Origin of the sequence: Desulfosporosinus fructosivorans (assembly GCF_004766045.1) — a bacterium.
In the GTDB taxonomy this organism is placed as follows: domain Bacteria; phylum Bacillota; class Desulfitobacteriia; order Desulfitobacteriales; family Desulfitobacteriaceae; genus Desulfosporosinus; species Desulfosporosinus fructosivorans.
This window is the reverse complement of sequence record NZ_SPQQ01000017.1, coordinates 41,000-65,490: the sequence shown is the minus strand read 5'-3', so window position 1 is coordinate 65,490 and position 24,491 is coordinate 41,000. Positions and strand designations below refer to the sequence as shown.

Here is a 24,491-nt window from a genome sequence, read left to right as displayed (position 1 = left end):
CCGGAGGGGTTGCTCTCTTTTTACAGAGACATGGCTCAGTGACAACCGGAATGATGGCCCTCAAAGACCGTAATATTCATTTAGACTGGAGTATAGATTTTAGTTGTCCGTATGTCAGTGTGACTGAGTTATTCCTGAATGACTCTCAGATCCTTGCTTCTTCCAGGAGAATCGAAGCAAAAGTGTAACGATTATGGAGAGGTCCTCATAATCGACACTCTCTGGATTTTTGTATTTCATGGATTGTTTTCGAGACCGCAGGTGGGAATTAAAGAAAGACGTGGAAGGTCTATGGGCTTAGAAAACCTATCAATGTAGAGAGGTATAGCTGTTCCTCTCCATTGTTCGTGGATAAGTAACTAATGGCTAATTTGGTGTGGTGTGTATAAAACTGGAAGTTAAAAATTTTGGAAATTATGTTCTATTACTCATAGTGGGACAGCATCCGTTGTTGACGTTCTGGATATGGTAAATGCTCTTTAAGACTAACTGTTCGACGCGTTAGACTCAGCGTGGTTTTGAAAGACCTAATCTAAATTTTATGTTTTTCCAACGACAGCACCGAAAGATTCGTTACTCAGAATTACCCACGAAGACGAGTGAATACAAGTCTCAATAATCTTCTCTACCCCCCCTTGTCAGGAAAGATTATTTTTGCTATCATAAATTTTGAATATCAAACGATATCAAATTAAAACATTTTGAACTACATACTATTTTGGGAGGAGGAGTTTTAATGAGTATCAATGAAGAGTTGACCCATGAACTCTTGACGTTTTTCAATGGATTTTCTTCGTGGGAAAATTCAATCGTGCGATCCAGCGAGGTAACGGTTTCTGAAGCCCATGCTTTAGAAGTCCTTGGTGAAAATGAAAAAATGAATATGAAGGGTTTGGCTCAGAAGCTGGGGGTCACGACAGGAACAACGACAGTAACCGTGGATCGCTTAGAAAAGAAGAATTTTGCCTGTCGAGAATCGACGAAAGAAGATCGACGCGTTAATCTCATCAGTTTAACGGATATAGGAAGGAAAGCCTTTGAGGAACATCATGACTACCATTTACGCCTGACAGAGCAGATGACTTCCACTTTGAGTGACGATGAAATCAAGCAATTTTTGCACACTTTGAAAAAGATCAACGTTGAAACTTTTTAGAATATAGGAAATTTGATTATAACTACATCTATTAATGGCTCAATGGATTCAGGATAGAGGGCTGGAGGAAGAGTTAATGCAAACGGAAATAATCATACTTGGACATGGCAGCCGAAGACCTGAGGCGAATTATGAACTTATCGAAGTGGCAAATAAGGTTGCCCACATTCTTGGTAGGACTGTCACACCCGCTTTCATGTCTCATGGTACACCAGAATTGCCAAGTGTTGTTATTGAAAAAATTTTAAGTGGGACTAAACGCATCATCATCATGCCCTTGTTCTTATTTCTTGGGACGTATGTGAGTACAGAAATTCATGAAACAATTAAGGACATTAAGGCACAATTCCCCCAAATCGAAATTATAGTTGCCAAAGAACTAGGAGCAGATGATATCATAGCGAATTTGGCATGCTCACGTATTAAGGAGACCATTGGGACATGAATAGAACAAGGATGGGGTAAAAGATGAAATGAAAAGATTAATTGAGTTGTTCAAAAATGAAGAAAAACGAATCATACTATTTCTAGTAATATCCGCCTTATCATTAATTATTAGCTTTTTTCATATTGGAAATTTAAAGATTGATCTCGCCTGGTTAGCGATTATTTTGTGTGGTGTTCCTATCGTTAAAGGTGCAATTGAAGGGCTTGTACATGAATTTGATATTAAAGCAGACGTTTTGGTTGCACTTGCACTTGTTGCTGCTGTATTGATTGGTGAAATTTTTGCAGCGGGCGAGGTTGCCTTCATTATGACTTTAGGTGCGTTATTAGAGGAACGTACTGTTGCAAAGGCTCGTGCTGGTATTGAAAAATTGGTACATCTTACCCCTCACACTGCTAGAATTGTTCGTAATGGAGTAGAAACTATAATTCCTGCCGAGCAAGTTCAGATTGGCGATATGCTCCGTGTGCTTGCAGGTGAAACCATTACTGTTGATGGAGTGATTATTTCTGGACAAACCTCTATTAATCAATCGGTAATGACAGGTGAATCGCTGCCAGTTGACAAAGGTGTTGGTGATGAGGTTTCTAGCGGTACGGTAAACCAGTTCGGAACATTTGATATGAAAGCTACTAAAGTTGGAGAGGATAGTTCACTACAGAGAATGATTAGACTCGTAGAGTCTGCTGATGCAAGCAAAGCTAAAATTGTAGGTATGGCAGATAGATGGGCTACTTGGATAGTTGTGATTGCTCTCGTATCTGCAATTGGTACATGGTTTGTTACGGGAGAGATAATTCGTTCAGTTACCATTCTTGTTGTGTTCTGCCCATGTGCTTTAGTACTTGCAACCCCTACCGCCATTATGGCTGGTATTGGAAACGCTACCAAATATGGAATTCTTGTCCGTGAAGGGGATGCTCTTGAAAGACTAGCAAAAGTGACTAGAATCGCCTTTGATAAAACTGGCACACTTACTTATGGTAAACCAACTGTTGTAGCAGTAGAAAGCTTAAATGCAAATATAAGTTCAGAAAAATTATTAAAACTGGCAGTTTCTGCTGAATTACGTTCCGAGCATCCATTAGGACAGGCTATTGTTTCGCATTTTAGAACTTTGTCAGATACGACTTTAGAAGAGCCAGAAGAATTTCTAATGATTGCAGGTCGTGGTGTGAAAGCAGTTATTTCAGGTAATACAATTTTGGCAGGAAATAAAGAATTACTACTTGAAAACTCAGTAGTTATATCTCAAGAACTGTTAGACAAGGTTACTGGATACAGAAATGAAGGGTGCACAGTTATCTATATTGCTATAAATGGATGTGAGGCAGGTTTTGTTGCTTTATCTGATACATTACGCAAAGAATCAGCCGATGTAATTAGGAAGATTAAAGCTCTCAATGTAAAAAGTGTATTACTAACTGGAGATAACCCACAAGCAGCTTCTCATATTGCCAAGAGTGTTGGTATTACTAGTTTTTATTCGGAATGTTTGCCAGAAGATAAAATGTGTGCAATTGAGCAATATCAGTTAAAAATGAGTTAGTTTGCATGGTTGGTGATGGTATTAATGATGCACCCGCCCTTAAAAAGGCATATGTCGGTATTGCTATGGGTGGTATTGGTAGTGATATTGCTATTGATGCAGCAGACATTGCCCTTATCAGTGATGACATTAAATGTATTCCACACCTATTAAGTCTATCTCAAAAGACAATGTCAACAATTAAGCTGAATTTAGCACTTTCTTTGATTCTTAATTTTGTGGCGATTATACTAGCGATGACAGGTATTTTAAACCCGATATTAGGTGCCTTAGTGCACAATGTGGGTTCAGTTGTAGTTGTTTTAAACTCTGCAAGGCTATTGAATTTTAAAAGTAAATTGCTATTAGGTAAGTCCGTTTGATACAGCATAGAAGATACACCTACAGTATCCTGTATAAATAAGACTGACGAAACAACATTAAAATTAATAAAAGCAATCTATTCTTTAGCTGAAGAAATTACGAAATAAAAAGTGTACCCTTAAACGCTAAATCGAAGTCATTATAGATGCTCTTTTGTTGTAATGTTAGTACACATCATTCTTATTGCGCTACATAAGAAGAATGTTCATTACCCTCTCGGATAATACATAATAATTATAACGCCAATTAATGCAATAAATCCTCCGATTACGTCAAATCTATCTGGAACTACCTAATCAACTTGCCATCCCCATAAAATCGAAAGCACTATAAAAATACCTCCATAGGTAGCATAAACTCGCCCAAAATTAGCGTATGCTGGCTGTAAAGTTAGGATAACACCATACAAAATTAGAGCAATAGCACCAAATAATCCAAACCAAATGCTTTTTCCTCCACGTAGCCACAGCCAAACTAAATAACCACCACCTATTTCAAATACTCCTGCTTATAAAAAATAAAATAGAGATTTAATAATTTCCATTGAAATCGCCTTTCAACATCCAAGAGAATCTTATTCTTGAACCCATAGATATAACTTCCTTGTCACAAGTTTTTTCCAAAAAGGCTTTACATGGGGCCCCTACTCGACTGAATTACTCCGCTATGATCTATTATTATTGAAAGAATTCCTACAATCAAGGATTTGTGCAAGAGGCTTAAGCACAACCTAGAGTTTCGCTTTGACTGTGGATTTACCGTTGCTTATCCCATCATTTTATTTGAAGGCTTAACGCTATTATCGTGTCCCTGATTTCCTGAAGTGCTTCCGTAGCTGGACCTTGCGGCATAATTGATATTCTCTTTAATCTTCGGTTACAGAAATCCAACTTAGAGCCTTAAGATATTACGATTAAGCAAAACAATAATCAGAGTAATCAAGGCGCAACCTAATCCCATAAACAGTGCAGCCACAAAGCTTCCTGCATAACTAGCTAGCCATCCAACGAATATCGCTCCAATGGCAATGAACCCGCGGTCCATCAAAGCGATACCCAAGACTCTTCCTATTAAATGGTCCGGCACAGCGTGTTGTAAGGTAATTCGACTCATGGTACGGTATGTCTGCCCCAAAAGTCCCACCCCATACATGGCCATTAAGGCGAGCTCCATCCGTCGCGTCAAAGCAAACAAAACTAAGCCAATCCCGAATCCTATGCTAGAAACCACAAGAATTTTGCCATGATTGTTCTTAACGTTTAACCAAGATAGGCTAGCGGATGCAGTAAGCGCTCCCGCTCCCGATGCTCCGAGTAAAATACCGAGTCCATCTGGCCCAACTTTCAACAATTCTTTACTAAAAATCGGCATCATACTGGTATATGGAAATCCAAAAAGCATCGGCACAATCGCCAGTATCAAAAGCGATTTGACAACCGAATTGGAACGTATGAAGTTTATCGCTTCCATAATACCCGTATTCTCATGACATTTTTGTTCGGGTAACGTCGCCATTGGCCTAACCCAAAATAGTGAACCTATAACCGCTAGACTTGTTATGGCTGAGATCCGGAAGATGCTCACCGGCTCAACAAAAGTTAATAGAAAACCCGCCAAAGCCGGGCCAACAATCCCCGAAAGATTGGCAAATGTTGCATTTAAAGCGATTGCACTTGCAAGGGCAACTGGGGGGACAAGACTCGGAATAAAAGCATTACGAACCGTTAAGCCCATCGTACTGAATACTGAGCGCAAAGTGACAATCAAAGCAAATAACCAAAAAGGGCCACTGTACATGAGCAGCAGCGCCAAGGTTATGGTGAAAAACATATATCCCGTTTCTAAACGGAGTAAAAGTTTTCTCTTATTATAACGATCAGCCAAAGCCCCTGCTGGAACACTCATTGTAAAGACGGGTAGAAGCCGGCAAGCACTGATTAGTCCGAGATAAAAAGCAGATCCCGTTAATTGCAGAACCGCCCAATTCAAAGCCACAAGGTCCATCCAATCCCCGACTCGGGTAATTAAACTCCCTATGGCATACACCCGAAAATTGTTATAACAAAGTGCAAATGGCTTCAATCAACTCACTTCCGGTTTCTGAGTCCTACTGATTGGGATACACATTGGGGTTCCATAAATCGGGTCATTGATAATTCGACTCTCCATATTGAAAACCGTTCGAACCATCTCCTCCGTCAGAACCTCTTTCGGTTTCCCTTGCGAAAAAACAGTTTTATTATGAACCGCAACGAGATGATCTGCATAACGACAGGCTAAGTTTAGGTCATGCAAAACCATGACAATGGTTCGCTGTTCCTTTTTGTTTAGATCGTACAAGATATCTAAAACCTCAATTTGATGACTCAGATCGAGATAAGTCGTTGGCTCATCCAGCAAAATCATTTCGGTTTCTTGGGCAAGTACCATGGCAATCCACGCTCTTTGACGTTGTCCACCTGAGAGCATCTCCACTTGTTTTTCAGCAAAGTCTCGGGTATTTGTTAATTCCAGCGCTTGGATTACGGCATGCTCATCCTGCTCAGACCACTGGCGAAGCCAGTTTTGATAGGGAAACCGTCCTTGCTTAACCAACTGGAGAACAGTTAAGCCTTCTGGCGCTACTGGAGACTGCGGCAAAATGGCAAGCTTCTTCGCCACTTCCTTAGTCGATTGAGCCAACATATCCTTTGCCTCAAGTAGGATTACCCCATCCTTCGGTCTGAGAAGTCGGGCCATGGACCTCAGCAGCGTAGATTTTCCGCAGCCATTACTCCCAATAAATACGGTAATTTTCCCTTTCGGGATTTGAAGGTTTAGTTGATTAATGATGATGTTCTCGTTATAAGCCAAGGTTAGATTGCTCGTCTCTAATGCAGGCATACGGCCGCCTCCTTATTGGTTTCGATTTTTGTAGAGTAGGTAAATAAAATACGGAGCACCAATCCCCGCTGTGAAAATCCCAACGGGCAAATCCAGAGGAGAAAAGGCCGTTCTTCCGATCAGATCCGCAATCATAACCATCAATCCCCCGACTAAGGCCGCTACTGGCAAAACTTCTCCAAAAGCAGAACCCACCAACTTCCGAGCAATGTGAGGAGCGAGCAATCCGACAAAGCCAACTGCTCCACCGATCGCCACAGCTGATCCAGCCAATGCTGTAGAAATCAAGAGTAAAATCAATCGATCCCGCTGAGTTGAACTCCCTGCTCCCGTTGCGATATCTTCTCCGAGTTGCTGGATGTTAACACTTCTTCCATACACTAATGCAACAAGTATGGCTAATAACCATGGTAAAAGAGCCAGTACATTATTCCACGTTGTCCCGTAAACTGTTCCGGTGAGCCAGATCATCGCTTTACTCGTCAGATGTATTGGACTCATAACGATAAGCATTCTGGTCAAAGCTGAGAGAACTTCGCTAATCCCTACTCCGATTAAGACAAGCCGCATCGGGCTAACCCCCTGCTTCCAAGCGAGTTTATAAATTATAAACATCGCAACCCCTGCACCGATAAATGCTGCTACAGGCATCCATTGAATGCTTATTCCTTGAAACAAGGTAATAAATAGGACGGCTGCCACGGAAGCTCCTCCAGTGACCCCGAGTAAATCCGGGGAAGCTAGAGGATTTCGGATAATACCTTGCAGGATTGCGCCTGATACCGCTAGGGATGCGCCAATAAGCAGCGTGGCAACAATTCGAGGTAAACGGAACGTAAGTATAATTAACTCGTGTTGCCCAGAGCCGAGCCCCACAAGCGTCTTCAGCACATCAAGTGGGTGAATTTTCAACTCTCCTGCCCCTATGCTTAGAACAAAAAAAGCAAAGGTCACGGCAAGTAATGAAAGAGTAATCCATAAACTCCTTTTTTTCAGGAGAACAGAGATGGGGAGTTTACTTCCACGAAAGGCTAAGTACATGCTCATGCTCTAAGTTCTCCTTTCCGTACAACGTAGATGAAAAATGGTGCCCCCAGAAAGGCAGTGACGACCCCAATCGGTAGTTCTCTTGGCATCGCGATAAAACGAGCGGCGATATCGGCACCAAGCAAAAATACAGAGCCCAGTAACGCGCTGTAAAGGATCACCCAGCGAAAATCAATTCCGACGAGATAACGGGCTAAATGAGGCGTGATCAGACCGACAAACGCAATAGGGCCCGCTACCCCTACCGAACTGCCAGCCAGAATAATGATGATTAACCCTATCGCTAACTTAACAAAAACTGTTCTCTGACCAAGCCCGCGTGCCACATCTTCACCTAGTAATAGTGTATTCACCTGACCAGCGATCAGGAGAGAACCAACCCATCCTACAAGCACGAAAGGCATTACGGCCATAAGCATATCGAGACTTCTCCCTGCGACGCTACCAGAAAGCCAGAATAACACTTCATCCAAAACCTTTTCATTGACGACCAACATTCCGTTGGTATACGAGGAGGCAAGCGCACCCAACGCAGCTCCTGCCAAAGTGAGTTTAATCGGTGTCATCCCTCCCCGACCCAGTGATCCTAATCCGTACACCGCAAGTCCACTCAGCGCGGCGCCGAGAAAAGCAATCCACGTGAAAGCCATAATCGAATTCACGGAGAAAAACGTCAAAGCAAAGACGATAAAGAAAGATGCCCCGTAGTTAATTCCAAGTATTCCCGTATCGGCAACAGGGTTTTTAGTGAGTGCCTGAAGTAACGCCCCCGCAACTCCCAAATTCGCACCCACAACTGTAGCCACTAAAGCACGAGGTACCCGAACATCCCTGATGGCGATATGTTCATTTGTCCCATTGAATTGGGTATATGCTTCAATGGCATGCCGCCAGTTCGTGTTAATTACACCATAGACTACACTCAAATATATAAGGAGCACCATCACAAGAAATAGAATAAAGATGCCGCTAAGCTTCAAGGCCGTATTTGTTAACCGCGCGTTCATATCTGATTTTCCTTTCTCCCCAAGAACATGGATTACAATCTAATTTATGATCTCATCATAATGGAACACGCATTATTATGTCAATGATAATCATTTGCAATCGGTTTTCTCTTCAAGTGATGGTTTGGGAAATAATCTTTTTTATCCGTTCACCCTTGATTTTCCGGACTTTATTCTTCAGTTTTTTGAGTATTTCTCTGTTTCCATCTTGACAACTTCTATTTTCCTTGTTACGATCTATCTCATAAATGATAACTATTTTCAATTAGGAGGATGCACAATGCTACGACGTACTTACCAGAAAAGAAGATTATTGAGTTTAATTCTTGTAATTGTTACCTTCCTGGCTTTAACAGGATGCGGAACTTCCACAGCTTCATCAGGCACAGCGGATTCAGCGAAGACCCCTGAAACTCGAATTGTTAAGCATATTATGGGAGAATCAACAGTACCTACTACACCGAAAAGAGTCGTCGTTCTAACCAATGAAGGAACTGAAGCCCTTCTTACCCTCGGCATTAAACCCGTCGGTGCGGTCAAATCTTGGACCGGAAATCCCTGGTACGAACATATCAAGAACGATATGGAAGGAGTCCAAGTCGTTGGAGACGAAGGCCAACCGAACCTTGAAGCAATCGCTGCCTTAAAACCCGATCTCATTCTCGGGAACAAAATGCGTCAGGAAAAGATTTATACCCAACTTTCAGCCATTGCTCCGACCGTCTTTACAGAAACACTTCGTGGCGAGTGGAAGAATAACTTCACGGTTTATGCGGACGCTTTAAATAAATCGACTGAAGGACAAAAAGTCATCGGCGATTTTAACAAGCGCATCGCGGACTTCAAAAAACAAGCAGGAGACAAACTCTCTACTCAAGTTTCGATCGTTCGTTTTATGTCGGGTAAAACAAGAATCTATTATTCACAAACCTTCTCCGGTATCATCTTGAAAGAGCTTGGATTTGCACGACCTCAATCCCAAACTAAAGATGCTTTTGCTGATGATGTAACCAAAGAGCGTATTCCTGAAATGGACGGGGATATCCTCTTTTACTTCACCTATGAAACCGGTAACGGAGATGCCAACAAGGCTGAGCAAGAGTGGACTAATGACCCTCTTTGGAAAAACCTCAGCGTAGTAAAAAGCAATAAAACCTATAAAGTCGATGATGATATCTGGAACACTGCGGGTGGCGTTATTGCAGCAAATCTTTTACTAGATGATTTAGGCAAGTTCTTCTTAACAAAATAGTAATAAAGACCGGAACTAAGCTATTTGTGCTTTGTTCTGGTCTTTTGAATGCTTCTGAACTGTATTGGTAACCCCGCTGCTTTCTGTTACGCAAAGAATTAGGATATTGATGTAGGCTACCTCTAGACAGGGGAACATTATTGGACCCGTTTTGTAATCATATAGTTAATAACTAGAGTAGATATTTCAAGCACACCAGTCCACAAGATGGGCGTGGTTGATGGAAAGAGTAAACCTCCCATAATCCATGAAAGGACAACCACGTCAGTTGACCTTCTTTGCTGTGAAAACTGAAAGAATAGAATTCACTTGGAAGGAAATTACTGCTACATTATTATGCAATAACCTCTCACCCGCCCAAAAGGTGATCATTCGACTAAGTCGTTTAATTAATCTTTGTGACTGAACCTATGAATTTATTTGCGGTTTCATTTTAAATCCGGAAGCCTTTTCTGAAGGCATCCGGATTTACTTTTGGACCAAGATTTATTACTTGGAGATATTATTGAGATCCCAGCTTTTAATATCGGCTAATTCAAATACCAAATGGTAGCCACTTCACAATTGTACCGAATTGACATTAGTATGGCAATTAAATTAGATACCCAAATGATCCATCCTGGTTCGTGTTTTAACTCATGACAAGAAATGTCGAGTTAATAGAAACGAGGGGTACCTGAAACCTGAGCGGAACGGTGAGTAACGACTCCAGAACTGATATTCCGGAGCCGTTACTAAGCTTGAAAACGGACAATCAACACAGTTTAAAATTACCATTGACTAAACAAAATATTAATGCTAACATACGTTTTACATAGGTGATATTGAATATCAATTGCATTAATATAGTAGAAACTATAACTAGTTTTCTATCAGAAAAGGCTTGGTTAACAGTTATCAAATAGGAATAATGTAAAATGATAAATTTAACATTTAGTTGAGTATTTAGAATCCTTAAAAAGAGAGAGCTTATTAAGTTATCAAAATACATATCATTAATAATCATACAGAACTAAAGGGTCCTGTTTAAATCGGAAGAGGGGGAAGGTGTAATGGAAACTTCAATACTGGAGGACAAGGTAATATATGAACAACTGAGTGAAATATGTGATTGGCTTCACAAAAACCTTTACTATGATGGCTATCTAATTCGCTTATTGGACCTTATTGGCGCTACCATGGTGGGCGTAAAACCAGCTGAATTGCTCAAGATTCCTATAAGCGAAGGTGAAAGAAAAAACTTAGCTTTGGAAGAATTAAAAATCTACTTTTCGCGAGATAAAAACATCAAGTTAAGAGAAATAAAGAAACAGAATGGAAGAGTACAAGTTTTGTTTTATCATTCCACTTCTCTAGAAAATACACTTTGCAACAAAACAAACTTAAGATTTCTTAGAGGCCTTGGCTATCCATTTAAAGACGTACTAGGATATATAGGCCATCCTTCATTGAAACTGATTAAGATAAATGGATGGAAAATATATGGTAGTGAAAAGTTGTCTAATAAGAGGTACGAGAGCTTTTTACAAGCCAGGACAAAAGTACGAGAACTTATTTACCCGCTGGCTAACTACCATTAAGTATGGAACGGGAAAGATCTGTAGTGCTCCTGAATGAGAGGAGTAATTTTTTAACACACATATTGAGAATGATTATCATATTAATACTTAAGTCGCACTAATAAATTAAGTAGATATATAGGTTTCCATAGATTAAGGAGGGACATTATGCAAATTAGCAGAAGAGAATTTCTAAAATGGTCCGTCGCAGCGGCAGTAGCCCTAGGTTTAGAAGTCAGTCTTGGTAGTGTTAGCAATGTTCTTGCAGCTGAAACAGATCCACCGATTATTTGGCTTCAAGGATCAGGGTGCTCAGGTTGTACAGTATCGACGTTAAATGTTACTAATCCCACTACTATTGACAATGTTCTCTTAAACAAAATCAGTATGAAGTATAACAGCACCCTGATGACCGCTTCTGGTGACCTAGCAATGCAAACCTTAGACCAAAGTGCAACTCAATATAAGGGGCAGTTTATTCTAGTGATTGAGGGTGCAGTGCCAACTGGTGCCAATGGAAACTATTGTGTCATTGGAGAAGTTGATGGAACTCACTTAACCATGGAACAAGCTGTCTTGAAGTATGGACCAATGGCAAAATATGTGGTTGCAGCAGGAACTTGTGCTTCCTTTGGAGGGGTTTCGGCTGCAGGAGCCAATGCAACGGGTTGTCTAACCGCCAGCTCTATACTTAGTGGAAGGACTGTAAACCCTGTGGTTAATCTACCTGGATGCCCGGTTCATCCAACGGTTCTAATTCAAACACTTTTAGATTTAATTCTCATTGGCATGCCTTCACTTGATAGGTCTAACCGACCAAGTAACTATTTTGGAACAAAGATCCATAGTATGTGTCCGCGAAAAGGAACCACTGTTGTAAAACAACTGGGGCAATATGGGTGTTATAAAAACGTAGGCTGTAAAGGACCTGGTACTCAAAATGTATGCCCTTCAATGAAATGGAATAATGGACAAGCATGGTGCATTGGGGTTAACTATCCTTGTATAGGATGTGCGAATCCTGATTTCCCAGCGAATCCTCTATGTAAGGTATAATGAGTAATTTATTAAGGGAAGGGATGAAATCAATTGAGTACAATAGTATTAGATCCGATTACTCGACTCGAAGGACATTTGAAAGTTTCGGTAACCCTTGATGCCAATAATGTTGTAACCGCTGCTCAGGCAACGGGTAACTTATATAGGGATTTTGAAAATATGCTGATCGGAAGGGGTCCGAAGGATGCATCGTTTCTAACCCAACGAATTTGTGGAGTTTGCCCAGTTTCTCACGCTATTGCTTCCGCAAAGGCTACTGAACAAGCCGCAGGGTTTACGCCAAGTCTTCAGAGCTTATTATTAAGAAACTTGATTCAGGGTGCTAACTTCATCTCTAGTAATGTTTTGCACTTTTACCAACTAGCATTAATGGACTATGTTCAAGGCCCACAAATGCACCCGTGGACGCCTGGATATACGCAGGATTTCAGATTTAATGCGACCGACAGTCAAGTCTTGATTAATAACTATGTCGCAGCATTATCCATAAGAAGACAAGCACATGAAATGGGAGCCATCTTTGGCGGAAAGCTTCCCCATGTCGGCAACGTAGTTCCTGGTGGAGTTACCGCAATCCCGTCCGCGACAGACATTACAAACTTCCGCAATTATTTAAATACTATTACTACGTTCATCCAAACTACGTATGCAACTGACGTCAACAAATTAGCGTCAACTTATAGCGACTATTATACGGTAGGCAAAGGGTATGGTAATTTGATATCCTTTGGGGTCTTTGATACAAATACGTCTGGGAATAAGCTATATCCGGCAGGAACGGTAACTAATGGCACGATCGGGAGCTTTACACAGACAAATATCAAAGAATATGTGGGACATTCTTGGTATTCTTCACCATCAGGCTCTAATCCGGCCTCAGAGACTACGACTCCAAGCTTTGGTAAAGCAGGTGCTTACACTTGGTTAAAGGCACCGAGATATAATGGAGCTGCTTATGAAGCGGGTAGCATAGCAAGAACATGGCTCTCGGGAGAGTATCGTCGCGATGTTTCTGTCATGGACAGGCACTTAGCGCGCTACACAGAAACGAATAAAATTGCGGGGAATATGCAAACCTGGTTGAATCAAGTGGTTGTCGGTCAAAATCAGTTTACTAATTTAGGAACTCCTGCTTCTGGCTCTGGAATAGGGTTAACTGAGGCACCCAGAGGAGCACTCGGTCACTGGTTATCGGTTGCAAGTTCAAAAATTACGAAATACCAAATCGTTACTCCAACTTGCTGGAACGCTTCACCTATGGATGATGCTGGCATTGTAGGGCCGATGGAAAAGGCTTTAATTGGAACGAAGGTTGTAAATACTGCGCAACCCGTCGAGCTTTTAAGAATCGTTCACTCCTTCGATCCCTGCACAGGATGCTCCGTTCATGTGATGTCGCCTGAGGGACTGGAAATGTCCAACTTTGTGGTACAACCCTTAGGAGTTTAGCGATGAAGGACACGGTCATCATTGGAATTGGTAACATTCTCCTACAGGATGATGGCGTGGGAGTTCATGTCATAACACACCTTGAAAATGAAACCCTTCCATCGACGATTGAGTTAGTCGATGGAGGTACTTCCACCCTAGATACACTTGGCTACTTTTTGGACTATAGAAAGGTCATTGTGGTCGATTGTTTGAGAGCAGGCTTGAAACCAGGCACTATCTATAAAATAAAACCGGAAGATATTAAGAATTATCAAAAAGAAGACCTTTCTATTCATGATGTTCAGATCTTGGATGTTGTGAAAATGGCAAATATGATGGGTCAATATCCTGAGGTTGTTATCTTTGGTATAGAACCGAAAACAATCTCGGTTAATTTAGAAATGACGGACTTGATGTATGCCAAAATACCTGAAGTGATTGCGAATATTAAGAAAGAGCTACTCTTAGATGTCAAAGTAGTCTTAGGTGAAACTAATGCATGAAATTTCTATTATCCAAAGCGTAATTGAAATTGTCACCAAGCAAGCCCTTGAAAATAATCTAACAAAAATTAATAAAGTTTCTTTAAGAATAGGAGAGCTATCCGGTGTCATGCCTGAATCCTTAGAGTTTGCTTTCGATAGCTGTATCAAAGGTACGATGCTGGAAGAGTCCACATTGAACATAGAAATCGTAAGCGCATTAGGTGAGTGCAAGAATTGTAATCTAGAATTTCCAATAGAACATTTTAGCAAGCTATGTCCCAGCTGTAACAAGTTCTGTACGAACATTATTCGTGGGTATGAGCTTTATATCAATACCATTGAAGGAGACTAAACGATGAGTGAGATTAAGGTAGTTGCCAACATCCTCCATACAAATGAGGAGATAACCTCTCTAAATAAACGATTGCTCAATGAAAAAGGGATCTATGTTATTAACATGATGAGTTCTCCAGGTTCTGGTAAGACATCGCTGCTGGAAAAGATCATTTCAAAACTTAAAGATAGAATTAGAATTGCAGTTATTGAAGGGGACTTGTACACAACTAAGGACGCCGAAAGAATCGAGGCACAAGGGGTCCCAGTGGTTCAGATCAACACTGGGGGAGCTTGTCACTTGGATGGAAAGATGATCAAAGGTGCCTTAGATTCTTTAAACCTGGATAATGTGGATTTGCTTGTGATAGAAAATGTCGGCAATTTAGTCTGCCCAGCGGCTTTTGAACTGGGTGAAGACATAAAGATCACAGTATTGAGTACCACGGAAGGTAATGACAAACCCTTGAAATATCCGCGAATGTTTGAGAACAGTGGGGCAATTATTTTAAACAAAATGGATTTATTGGAACTGACTAATTTCGATAAAGCCGAGTTCTACAAAGACATTAACTCTCTTAATGCCTTAGCGACTATTTTCGAGACATCCTGTGTTAAAGACCAAGATCAGGGTATTGATGAATTATGCTCATGGTTAAGTCAGCAAGTGAACATTAATAGGCAGTTGTAAAGCATGTATCTGATTAATACTTTTACGAACTAAAAAGGGGGAGATCAGTGTGTGTCTTGCCGTCCCGGGAAGAGTGTTAAGCATTAAGGGGCAGATGGGGATTATCGAAGTTGGAAATATCAAAAGAAAGGTCTTTTTGCATCTAGTACCGGAGGTATCCGTCGATGATTATGTGCTTACGCATGCAGGGTGTGCTATTCAAATGATTGACGAAGTAGAGGCGAAAATTACACTTGATATATTAAAGGAGTTAGCCGAAAGTGAAGTTTGTCGATGAATTTAGATCGAGGGACTATTCCAGACTATTAGTAGAAAAGTTGCAAAATCGTTCTGGGGATAAGATTAATATCATGGAAGTCTGTGGCACTCATACTATGGCAATTTTTAGGTATGGTATTAGAGACGTTCTTCCAGCCAATGTGACGCTTATATCCGGACCGGGCTGTCCTGTTTGCGTTACTCCTCAGAGCTATATCGATACCGCCTTAGACCTTTCAAGTCGAGAGGATGTCATTCTAGCAACCTTTGGGGATATGATGAAAGTTCCGGGTAGAAAAAGCTCACTCCTAAAGAAAAAGGCGGAAGGTTCGGATATTAGACTGGTGTACTCTCCTATGGACTGCCTCACCATTGCTGCGGACAATCCTACTAAAAAGATTGTTTTTTTGGCAGTAGGCTTTGAAACAACCGCACCGATGACTGCGGTAACGGCTATTGAGGCAAGAGAAAAGGGCCTAAGCAATCTTTTTTTCTTTACAGCCCATAAAATAGTGCCCCCTGTTATGGAAGCACTGGTTACTGATAAAGAGTTGAACTTGGACGGCTTTTTATTACCGGGAAATGTTAGTGCAATTATTGGAACTGAACCTTACGAATTTCTAAGCAAGGATTTTAATATTCCTGGAGTAGTGACTGGTTTTGAACCCGTAGACATACTTCAAGGTTTATATACTTTAATAAGTTTAATAGGCAAAAAGGACTATAGTATTGCTAATGACTATAAACGAATAGTAAGAACTTCCGGCAATTCTGAAGCTAAAGAGTACATGAACAAAGCCTTTAATGTTGTTGACTCTAATTGGCGAGGAATCGGCAAGGTTCCCAAAAGCGGCTTGGAGTTTAATTGTGATTTCGAAGAGTTTGATGCCCTTAAGCATTTTAAAATTAGTTATGAAGAGTATGATGGCAGCTCGGGATGTCGATGTGGCGAGATACTGAAAGGGAAAATAAATCCAACCCAGTGTCCCCTTTTTAAGCAAGCTTGTACACCGGAAAATCCCATTGGATCTTGCATGGTATCGTCAGAAGGCACTTGTGCGGCTTATTTCAGATATTACAAATAACCCGGGAAATGGAGGAGTAAAATTGAGTGCCATAACACTAAGTCACGGAAGTGGCGGTACCCAAACCAACCAATTAATCAACGATGTATTTTTTAAATATTTCAGTAACGATATATTAAACCAGATGAACGATGCAGCTCACTTAGCCATAGACTTTAAGAAACTAGCGTTCACCACAGATTCTTTTGTGGTAAATCCGCTTTTCTTTAAGGGAGGAAATATCGGTAAACTAGCGGTTTGTGGAACAGTCAATGATTTAGCCGTAAGCGGAGCAAAACCACTTTATTTAACATGCGCCTTTATTATTGAAGAGGGCTTTTCTATGGCCGACTTAGAGATTATTGTTAAGACCATGGCAGAAGAGGCGGAGAATTCTGGGGTAAAAATCGTGGCTGGAGATACCAAGGTTGTCGAAAAGGGCAACGTCGATGGGGTATATATCAATACTTCAGGAATTGGGGGCATTTATGAAGATGTCAATATAAATTGTGCCAATGCTAAGCCAGGCGATGTAATAATCGTCAACGGTACAATAGGGGATCACGGTATGACGATAATATGTGAAAGAAACAACTTCGGTTTTGAGGGAGATTTGAGCAGTGATTGTGCCTCTTTGAATACATTAGTTGATCGCATGTTAGAGGTCTACAACGGAATTCATGTGATCAGGGACGCTACAAGAGGGGGAGTAGCATCGGTTCTTAATGAAATTAGTGACTCTAGTAATGTATCTATAGTACTCGAAGAAAATCTCCTTCCAATAAAAGAGGAAGTAAAAGGTGCAGCGGAAATGTTAGGCTTTGATCCATTATATATTGCAAATGAAGGAAAGCTCTGTGCCTTCGTACCAGAAGCTCAGGCACAGCAGGTGCTTTTGGCCATGAGAACACACCCATTAGGTAGGAATGCCGCAATCATCGGTAGAGTAACAAATGAAATAGGTAAAAAAGTATATATGAACACCATTGTTGGAGGAAAAAGACTCGTGGATAGGCCATCGGGAATTCTACTTCCTAGGATATGCTAAAGCGGTAAATGGGATTAAATCTGCAAACCATTCTTAAGTCCTCCACCTTGGTTTAGGTTGGAGGGCTTTATAACATAATTGAACGATGGGTTTTAGTGGCTTTATTTGATAAGGATGTGCATTATGACTATTAAGAGATATTTCATTGTGGTTAACGGGATTGTACAAGGTGTAGGATTTCGTCCTTTTGTCTATAATCTAGCGAATTCCTTTGATTTAAAAGGAAACGTTCATAATAATTCTGACGGTGTTCACATTGATGTTGAGGGTCATAAAGAAACTATCAGCAAATTTCTGCAAAGAATAGAACACAATCCACCGCCACTTGCCCGAATAGAAAAAATATCGATAAGAGAAGAAATAGTCAAAAACTATTCCTTTTTTGAAATTATAGAAAGCAAAAAAACATTTGATATAATAACCTTAATATCACCAGATATAGCTATTTGTAAGGATTGCGAGGAAGACATTAAAAGCTCGACAAATAGGAGAAGTGGCTATGCTTTTACCAATTGTACAAATTGTGGTCCAAGGTTTTCGATAATCAAAGCACTACCTTATGACAGAGAAAAAACCACCATGAATGAATTTAAAATGTGTAAGAAGTGTGCAAGAGATTATTCAGATCCTACAAACAGACGATTCCATGCACAACCGAATGCCTGTCAAGATTGTGGTCCAGAGCTTTGGGTTGAAGATAATGAAGGCAATAGATTAGAGATAAAGAATCCTATTAGTTTTGTTCAAAACAAGCTTGCGGATGGAAAAATATTTGCTATAAAAGGTTTAGGGGGCTATAACCTGGTCTGTGATGGAGGGAATGAAGCGGCTATCCAAACCTTAAGAGCTCTGAAAAGAAGACCCTTCAAACCGCTTGCTGTTATGATGAAAAACGTCGAAACGATTAAAAAGCATTGTAAAGTCACTGAACTTGAAGAAGAACTGCTAACAGGAATCCGCATGCCAATAATTATTTTAGATCAAAAGCAAACCTATGATTTACCAAGAGTTATTGCTCCTAATCAGAAAACTCTAGGTGTAATGCTACCCTACACTCCGCTTCACAGTTTATTATTTTCTGACAAACTTGAAACTCTGATTATGACGAGTGCCAATGTGAATGGACTTCCCATTGAATACACAGACTCCGCTGCTAGAAAGAGTCTGTCTGGGATTGTTGACTATTTTTTAACACATGATCGGGAAATTTATATGCCAATTGATGACTCTGTCTTAAGGGTGGTGGAGGAGAAACAAACGATCATAAGAAGGGCCAGGGGCTTTGCACCAGAGCCCTTTAAGGCATTAAATATGAGGGATATCTTAGCATGTGGTCCAACTATGAAAAATACCTTTTGTATCAGCAAAGACGGTTTTTTGTTTTTGAGCCAGTTTAATGGGGACCTAGAGAATTTAGAGACCTTTGAACACTATAAAAACAATATTGAGCGTTATAAAGAGTTATTTTCTTTTTCCCCAAAAGTAATCGCTCATGATCTGCATCCGGAATATTTGTCGACTAAGTACGCCTTAGACTATGATTTGCCAAAAATTGCTGTGCAGCATCATCATGCTCACATAGTTAGTTGCATGTTCGAAAACGATCTAGAACGAAAGGTCATTGGAGTTTGTTTTGACGGAACGGGCTATGGGACTGACGGCAAGATTTGGGGTGGGGAGTTTATGGTCTGTGACAGAAAGGAATTTACCAGAGTGGGTCACCTAGATTATGTTAAAATGCCTGGAGGAGAAAAGGCCATTAAAGAACCCTGGAGAATGGCAGTTTCTTATCTATATAAAGCCTTAGGGACTAGAGAAGATTGTGGAAGGTTATTTGAACTATACGGTGAAGCTGCCGAAAAGCTTACTAAATTTTTGGATTCAAATATTAATTGTCCTCAAACCTCAAGTATTGGAAGACTCTTTGATGCGGTATCACATATTATTGGAATCACAGATAAAGTGACTTATGAAGGCCAGGCAGCCATTGAACTTGAAGCCTTATCAGACATCGAAATTCAAGAAGCATATTCTTATAACATAATAAAACAGGATATGTATATAATAGAACTTTATAAAATGATCAAAGAAGTTATCATAGATAAATTTGATGGGGTATCTACTAAAATTATGGCTTCGAAATTCCAAAATGCTATTGTGAATTTGAGTGTAAGCATGTGCACTTACCTCAGAAGAGACACAGGTATCAATGAAGTTGCCTTGAGTGGGGGTGTATTTCAAAATCCCTATTTACTAAAGAAAATCTCACAAAATCTGAAGAAAGAAGGTTTTGAAGTTTATACTCATACCCACTTACCTTCCAACGACAGTGGTTTGGCTATTGGACAGATAATTATTGCTAATTCAATAATTGGAAACGATTAAAGACGAAAGCAGGGGAGACACAGAATACAAATTCTCTTGTCCAAAAGAGAATTTACCTTTTTATTGACGTTCTCAGTGTATATATTGATAGATTTAGCAAATAATATTCTAGTCAATAAATACTTTATAGGGAGGTTGAATCGATGAAAGTACAAAAAATGAATCGTCCAAATGAAGGAATTAAATGTGTTGTTAACACCTGCCACTATTATATGAGTGGAGACCACTGTACAGCAGAGATGATTGAAGTTCAACCTAAAAATGCTCATAGCACTCAAGAAACAGATTGCGCAACTTTTATGCCAGAAGGCTAAGCGTAATAGTCAATCAAGTCAAACAAAACAATATTTTTTCATTTTAATCGCAAGAGGATTCCTATCGCTAGAACAGACGCAGATAAACACAAACTAAAGTCAGCAAGGGGCAGGAAACCACACCGCAGATTTGGAAGCTCAAAGTACAAGTTTCTGCTAATATTAAAAACAGCCGACTCATACTCGGCTGTTTTTAATTTGTCTATATAAATCTTCTGAAGTTGGTCACTTAAGCCAAATATTAAGCTCTTAGTCTCATTAATCGCATACTATTTAATATTACTATTATTGCTGCGCCAGTATCACTAAGGACTGCAACCCATAAAGTAAGCCAACCAGGGAAAATTAGCACTAAGGCAGTTAGTTTAACGAGAAGGGAAAACCAGATATTTTGCTTGATAATCTTGAGCGTTTGTCTACTTAACTTTATTGCGTGAGGAAGCTTTTCGAGAATATTTGCCATTAGAACAATGTCTGCGGTTTCCATAGCCGTATCAGTTCCTGCTCCACCCATAGCTATTCCAATATTAGCTGTAGCTAATGCAGGGGCGTCATTGATACCATCACCAACCATAGCAATAACTTTTCCTTGCATTTGAAGCTCTCTAATCATATTTGCTTTGTCTGCAGGGAGTAATTCAGCGAAGTATCGATCAACTCCAGTCTCAGAGGCCACTTTTCTGGCAGTTCCTTCGTTGTCGCCAGTGAGCATAAGGATTTGTTCGATACCCAAACTCTTTAGCTTGTTCAAAGCACCAACGCTTACATCTCGTACAAAATCAGCAACTAAAATCATACCTAATATTTTTGCCCGAGTTCCTACAACGATAACGGTGTTACCTTCATTCTGTGCATTAATAAAAGGCTTTGAATATCAGGATTAATAACTAATCCCAATTCTGTAAATAGGTTCGGTTTACCAGCATAATATTGCGTTCCGTTAATAGATGCCTCAGCCCCCTTGCCGACAATAGCCTTAAAGGAATCTGCTTGCTGACTGGAAATATTGTAAGCAATAGCATAGTCTAATATTGCTAGCGCAATTGGATGTTGGGAGTATTCTTCAATAGTTCGAGCAACACTTATGATCACTTGCTCAGAGCCATCTATCGGAATAATTCGTGAGACTTTTGGTTTGCCAGCCGTTAGAGTACCATTTTTATCAAAAGCAATCACTTGCACAGTACCAGCAACCTCTAAGGAGGTACCTCCTTTAATTAAGATGCCGTTTTTGGCCGCGTTCCCAATTGCTGATACGATAGCGACAGGAGTTGATATAACTAAGGCGCAAGGGCAGGCTATTACGAGTAACTCTAATGCTTTGTAAACCACTCATGCCATGTGCCTGAACCAAGCAAAGGTGGAATAACCATGGTTAGCAGGGCTAAAACAAATACAATAGGTGTGTAAACCTTGGCAAAACGATCCACAATGGCTTGGGTTTGTGCCTTTTTCTCTTGGGCTTCTTCGACAAGATGAATAATCTTCGAGATTGTAGTATCTTCGATCAGCTTGCTAACTCTGACTTCGATTGAACCGTTCTCATTGATAGTCCCTGCAAATACGGTATCTCCAGTACTTTTGTCGACAGGAATTGACTCTCCGGTAATTGGCGCTTGATTAATACTTGAAGTTCCTGAGATAATTTCGCCATCTATGGGAATTTTTTCTTCCAGTTTTACAACAATAATATCGCCAATCGAAATATCTTCAACAGATACACGGCTCAAATCTTGGCCAATTTTTAACCATGCTTCGGGAGGTGTCAAGTTCATTAAGTCACGAATTGATTCTCGCGCCTTATCAATGGTTTTACTTTGCAGGGTGTTACCCATAGAAAACAACCAAACCACAGTTGCAGCTTCCAACCATTGCCCAATGAACCCTGCACCAAAAGCAGCTCCACGCTTTAATATAGTTTGACACTTACCAAGTCCCAATTCATGACAATCCCACGGGCCGGACACTCATTCGACACGAAATCTACCAATTAAAAATAACTGCAACCGTTGCAACCACCGTTGCAACCCGATCCAAAAATTGCAGTACGATTCAGTACGTGGCTAAAGTTAAAAACAGTATAAACCGCTGTATGACTGCATTTCAGGATTCGCTAGGGTAGCTCAGGATATATTTAAACTCACTCGTAATGTGTAGGTCATCGGTTCGATTCCGACTATTGGCTTTATTGTGATTACTACACACCTCCAGAACCTCCGATAAGGCTAATAATCTGCAGTTCTTCATTTTAACAATTATGGGAAGTTTCATAAAATGTTTATAATCTGGTCAAGCACTTAGAATCAATACAATTCGGAGGTGCTATTTTGTCATCAAATCAGACTACCCACAACAATCATTATATTCCGCAGTTTTACCTTAAAAATTGGAGCCAAGACGGTATCAACATTTATATTTACAGTTTGCTTGTCCCTGATTCCAGAAATCCCTTATTGGATGAATAATATGCTCCGCGAGAGCCATCGGCGGCTCTGTCACACCGAAATATTCACTATTACACTTTTTTGGACAGAACCTTGTCTAATATAGTAGCAATACGCTCCTGAGTACCGGGCTTGCATACTACTTGTAAAGGCTGAACCTGCATAAATTCATGGTAATCATCTGCAGATGTCACAAACACTATGCTACATGTTGACATGGAATCGGATTGCCGTATTTGTTTGGCGGTTTCGAGACCAGTCAGCTTTTTCATACTATTATCAAGAAAAAGAAGGTCAAGAATCATCCCCTGCTTATTAAGTTCTTCGAGAAGCTCTTCACCACTGCCAAATTGGTAAATATCAAATAAAACCCCCTTTTCTTGTTCATATAAATGAATGAATGCCTCCAATAACTGACGACACAAGGGCCTGTCATCGCAAATGCCAATAGTAAACAAAGCTCATCTCCTCCACATATTTAAAACGAAGCTTTTTATTGTACGGGGCGTTCGTCTTCCGTATTGTTCAGCACCAGCAGTTCGAAGCTGGCACGTTCAATATAAAGTTGTTCAGTATCTCTTTGTAACTGCTATAGCTCCGCAATCACATCGGCGGCTCTTGTTGAATAATTTTAGGACAAATAGTCCAATATGTCAATAGGACTTATCGTCCTAAGATATACTTAATTTGGTGATGCTGATGCGATTAAAAATACGTGATGTTCGTGAAGATCATGATCTAACCCAACAACAAGTTGCGGAATACCTAATGTGCGATCAATCTTTATACTCCAAATATGAGCGAGGGGAGCGTGATGTTCCACTAAATATCATGATTAAACTCGCACAGTTTTATAAAACCAGCCTTGATTACCTGGTCGGGTTTACAGAAAATAAACGACCTTATCGCTGAGCTTGCATTTTTCAGCAGCCCGCTAAAATGCTCTGGCATAGTTAGGGTGGAGTAGCCATGTTAAAAAAGAGTATGGGCAGACTTTTCGGAGTTAAATTGAAGGCAGACCGCCTGAAAGGCGCGGGGCACAGCATTCTATTTGATTTGCTACTTGATAAAGAGTTGAACGTACCATAGTTGATCCTGTATTAAAGGCGGCCGTAGGGCTGCCCTTTTGTATCTCGTTGCTAAAAATTCCTTCTCTAATTCTTAGCGCCATCCAAGTTTCCTTTCTTGATCCCCCTAGTCAATTTCTCTTTACTTCTTGGCTTGTAACATACATTTTTTGCGAGAACATGATAATATACCCTAACGGATTGGTTTTGATCCACTAGAGTCCGTTATATGATGGCGGCCCATTCGACCGCCATCGTAGAGGGCGATCCGCCTAAACCTGAGGCGGATCGAAGAGGTCGTTACTCTCTTTCCGCCATGGCTCCACCAGGTCATGGTTAAATGGTTTGTCAGGGGCGGCGAGATGGCAATAGTAATCGTGATCCAGTCGCAGTGTTTGCTAAATCCCTCTGTCATTTGTGCCCAGAATATGGCATAATACAAGGGAATTCTCATTCTCTGGTTATGAGAGAGCGTCAGTCTAGTCCATGGCCCCCAACCGGGGTGGCATCTCGATTTTTAGAGGAGCGAGATTGATATTAATGTTATTGGATGATAAATTCAAGTATACTGATAAGGGAATGATTAAAAGAGGGTCGGCTACTGTCAGGAATTGTAGAATATATGATGGAAATAAGCATGTGATGAAT

Annotated in this window: 25 protein-coding genes and 3 pseudogenes; 19 read left to right on the top strand and 9 right to left on the bottom strand. The window is 40.5% G+C overall.

Going from position 1 to position 24,491, the window contains the following annotated elements:
* The 4 genes and pseudogenes from E4K67_RS29965 to E4K67_RS26465 all read left to right on the top strand — a co-directional run.
* Nucleotides 1-188 (top strand): hypothetical protein (locus tag E4K67_RS29965; RefSeq protein ID WP_206752231.1); only part of this gene is annotated, 188 nt, incomplete at its 5' end.
* 548 nt (nucleotides 189-736) lie between these two features.
* A complete protein-coding gene (locus tag E4K67_RS26475; RefSeq protein WP_135552261.1) occupies nucleotides 737-1,156 on the top strand; it encodes a MarR family winged helix-turn-helix transcriptional regulator in 420 nt (139 codons plus the stop codon).
* Between the two features lie 76 nt (nucleotides 1,157-1,232).
* Entirely contained in the window at nucleotides 1,233-1,601 is a 369-nt protein-coding gene (locus E4K67_RS26470) for a sirohydrochlorin chelatase (RefSeq protein ID WP_135552259.1), read from the top strand.
* Between the two features lie 28 nt (nucleotides 1,602-1,629).
* Nucleotides 1,630-3,515: pseudogene (locus E4K67_RS26465) on the top strand (heavy metal translocating P-type ATPase).
* Nucleotides 3,516-3,724: 209 nt separating this feature from the next.
* Here the strand turns inward: E4K67_RS26465 and E4K67_RS26460 are convergent.
* Nucleotides 3,725-4,009, bottom strand: a pseudogene (locus E4K67_RS26460) (YnfA family protein).
* 80 nt (nucleotides 4,010-4,089) lie between these two features.
* Between E4K67_RS26460 and E4K67_RS26455 the strand changes: the two are divergent.
* A pseudogene (locus tag E4K67_RS26455) lies at nucleotides 4,090-4,282 on the top strand (IS5/IS1182 family transposase); the annotation flags it as partial.
* 125 nt (nucleotides 4,283-4,407) lie between these two features.
* On the opposite strand, the gene E4K67_RS26450 reads toward E4K67_RS26455, so the two are convergent.
* Genes E4K67_RS26450 through E4K67_RS26435 form a run of 4 tightly spaced genes read right to left on the bottom strand, consistent with a single transcriptional unit; the run spans nucleotide 4,408 to nucleotide 8,453 of the window.
* Nucleotides 4,408-5,598, bottom strand: coding sequence for an MFS transporter (locus E4K67_RS26450; RefSeq protein WP_135552257.1), 1,191 nt, complete (start codon nucleotides 5,596-5,598; stop codon nucleotides 4,408-4,410).
* Nucleotides 5,599-6,399: an ABC transporter ATP-binding protein gene (locus E4K67_RS26445; protein ID WP_135552255.1), complete on the bottom strand. Its 801-nt coding sequence runs from the start codon at nucleotides 6,397-6,399 to the stop codon at nucleotides 5,599-5,601.
* Nucleotides 6,400-6,411: 12 nt separating this feature from the next.
* On the bottom strand, nucleotides 6,412-7,446 hold the full coding sequence (locus tag E4K67_RS26440) for a FecCD family ABC transporter permease (protein ID WP_135552253.1): 1,035 nt from the start codon (nucleotides 7,444-7,446) through the stop codon (nucleotides 6,412-6,414).
* Nucleotides 7,443-8,453: a FecCD family ABC transporter permease gene (locus E4K67_RS26435; protein WP_135552251.1), complete on the bottom strand. Its 1,011-nt coding sequence runs from the start codon at nucleotides 8,451-8,453 to the stop codon at nucleotides 7,443-7,445. Before E4K67_RS26435 ends, E4K67_RS26440 begins: the two co-directional genes overlap by 4 nt.
* Nucleotides 8,454-8,733: 280 nt before the next feature.
* On the opposite strand from E4K67_RS26435, the gene E4K67_RS26430 reads away from it, so the two are divergent.
* The 12 genes from E4K67_RS26430 to E4K67_RS26375 all read left to right on the top strand — a co-directional run bounded on the left by E4K67_RS26430 (nucleotide 8,734) and on the right by E4K67_RS26375 (nucleotide 20,332).
* Nucleotides 8,734-9,705 carry an ABC transporter substrate-binding protein gene (locus E4K67_RS26430; protein WP_135552249.1) on the top strand — a complete coding sequence of 324 codons (972 nt, stop codon included), beginning with the start codon at nucleotides 8,734-8,736 and terminating at the stop codon, nucleotides 9,703-9,705.
* A 1,052-nt stretch (nucleotides 9,706-10,757) separates the two neighbouring features.
* Nucleotides 10,758-11,285 (top strand): DUF3793 family protein, encoded by a 528-nt coding sequence (locus tag E4K67_RS26425; RefSeq protein WP_135552247.1) that lies wholly within the window; start codon nucleotides 10,758-10,760, stop codon nucleotides 11,283-11,285.
* 147 nt (nucleotides 11,286-11,432) lie between these two features.
* Nucleotides 11,433-12,320, top strand: a complete 888-nt coding sequence (locus tag E4K67_RS26420) for a hydrogenase small subunit (RefSeq protein WP_135552245.1) — start codon at nucleotides 11,433-11,435, stop codon at nucleotides 12,318-12,320.
* 33 nt (nucleotides 12,321-12,353) lie between these two features.
* Nucleotides 12,354-13,772: a nickel-dependent hydrogenase large subunit gene (locus E4K67_RS26415; RefSeq protein WP_135552243.1), complete on the top strand. Its 1,419-nt coding sequence runs from the start codon at nucleotides 12,354-12,356 to the stop codon at nucleotides 13,770-13,772.
* Between the two features lie 2 nt (nucleotides 13,773-13,774).
* Nucleotides 13,775-14,257 (top strand): HyaD/HybD family hydrogenase maturation endopeptidase, encoded by a 483-nt coding sequence (locus tag E4K67_RS26410; protein ID WP_135552241.1) that lies wholly within the window; start codon nucleotides 13,775-13,777, stop codon nucleotides 14,255-14,257.
* Complete coding sequence (gene hypA, locus E4K67_RS26405) at nucleotides 14,250-14,591, top strand: hydrogenase maturation nickel metallochaperone HypA (RefSeq protein ID WP_135552275.1); 342 nt, start codon at nucleotides 14,250-14,252, stop codon at nucleotides 14,589-14,591. Before E4K67_RS26410 ends, hypA begins: the two co-directional genes overlap by 8 nt.
* A 3-nt stretch (nucleotides 14,592-14,594) precedes the next feature.
* Entirely contained in the window at nucleotides 14,595-15,263 is a 669-nt protein-coding gene (gene hypB / locus E4K67_RS26400) for a hydrogenase nickel incorporation protein HypB (protein ID WP_135552239.1), read from the top strand.
* 49 nt (nucleotides 15,264-15,312) lie between these two features.
* Nucleotides 15,313-15,540 (top strand): HypC/HybG/HupF family hydrogenase formation chaperone, encoded by a 228-nt coding sequence (locus E4K67_RS26395; RefSeq protein ID WP_135552238.1) that lies wholly within the window; start codon nucleotides 15,313-15,315, stop codon nucleotides 15,538-15,540.
* Nucleotides 15,524-16,606, top strand: a complete 1,083-nt coding sequence (hypD, locus tag E4K67_RS26390; RefSeq protein WP_135552236.1) for a hydrogenase formation protein HypD — start codon at nucleotides 15,524-15,526, stop codon at nucleotides 16,604-16,606. Before E4K67_RS26395 ends, hypD begins: the two co-directional genes overlap by 17 nt.
* Nucleotides 16,607-16,628: 22 nt before the next feature.
* A complete protein-coding gene (gene hypE, locus E4K67_RS26385) occupies nucleotides 16,629-17,633 on the top strand; it encodes a hydrogenase expression/formation protein HypE (protein WP_135552234.1) in 1,005 nt (334 codons plus the stop codon).
* Nucleotides 17,634-17,756: 123 nt separating this feature from the next.
* Nucleotides 17,757-20,018 (top strand): carbamoyltransferase HypF, encoded by a 2,262-nt coding sequence (gene hypF, locus E4K67_RS26380; RefSeq protein ID WP_135552232.1) that lies wholly within the window; start codon nucleotides 17,757-17,759, stop codon nucleotides 20,016-20,018.
* A gap of 143 nt (nucleotides 20,019-20,161) precedes the next feature.
* Complete coding sequence (locus E4K67_RS26375) at nucleotides 20,162-20,332, top strand: DUF1540 domain-containing protein (RefSeq protein WP_135552231.1); 171 nt, start codon at nucleotides 20,162-20,164, stop codon at nucleotides 20,330-20,332.
* Nucleotides 20,333-20,573: 241 nt separating this feature from the next.
* Here the strand turns inward: E4K67_RS26375 and E4K67_RS31220 are convergent, their stop codons facing one another.
* Genes E4K67_RS31220 through E4K67_RS30310 form a run of 3 tightly spaced genes read right to left on the bottom strand, consistent with a single transcriptional unit; the run spans nucleotide 20,574 to nucleotide 22,272 of the window.
* On the bottom strand, nucleotides 20,574-21,137 hold the full coding sequence (locus tag E4K67_RS31220; protein ID WP_338031921.1) for an HAD-IC family P-type ATPase: 564 nt from the start codon (nucleotides 21,135-21,137) through the stop codon (nucleotides 20,574-20,576).
* Between the two features lie 14 nt (nucleotides 21,138-21,151).
* The gene (locus E4K67_RS31215; RefSeq protein ID WP_199242659.1) at nucleotides 21,152-21,664 is read right to left on the bottom strand and encodes an HAD family hydrolase; all 513 of its coding nucleotides are present in this window, start codon (nucleotides 21,662-21,664) and stop codon (nucleotides 21,152-21,154) included.
* A complete protein-coding gene (locus tag E4K67_RS30310) occupies nucleotides 21,646-22,272 on the bottom strand; it encodes an HAD-IC family P-type ATPase (RefSeq protein ID WP_206752230.1) in 627 nt (208 codons plus the stop codon). Before E4K67_RS30310 ends, E4K67_RS31215 begins: the two co-directional genes overlap by 19 nt.
* A 387-nt stretch (nucleotides 22,273-22,659) precedes the next feature.
* Between E4K67_RS30310 and E4K67_RS31675 the strand changes: the two genes are divergently transcribed.
* Nucleotides 22,660-22,797: a DUF4238 domain-containing protein gene (locus E4K67_RS31675; protein WP_158408584.1), complete on the top strand. Its 138-nt coding sequence runs from the start codon at nucleotides 22,660-22,662 to the stop codon at nucleotides 22,795-22,797.
* A gap of 50 nt (nucleotides 22,798-22,847) precedes the next feature.
* Here E4K67_RS31675 and E4K67_RS26360 read toward each other — a convergent pair whose 3' ends face one another.
* Nucleotides 22,848-23,234: a LytR/AlgR family response regulator transcription factor gene (locus E4K67_RS26360; RefSeq protein ID WP_135552229.1), complete on the bottom strand. Its 387-nt coding sequence runs from the start codon at nucleotides 23,232-23,234 to the stop codon at nucleotides 22,848-22,850.
* 241 nt (nucleotides 23,235-23,475) lie between these two features.
* Between E4K67_RS26360 and E4K67_RS26355 the strand changes: the two genes are divergently transcribed.
* Entirely contained in the window at nucleotides 23,476-23,688 is a 213-nt protein-coding gene (locus E4K67_RS26355) for a helix-turn-helix domain-containing protein (protein WP_199242657.1), read from the top strand.
* Nucleotides 23,689-24,491: the final 803 nt, after the last annotated feature.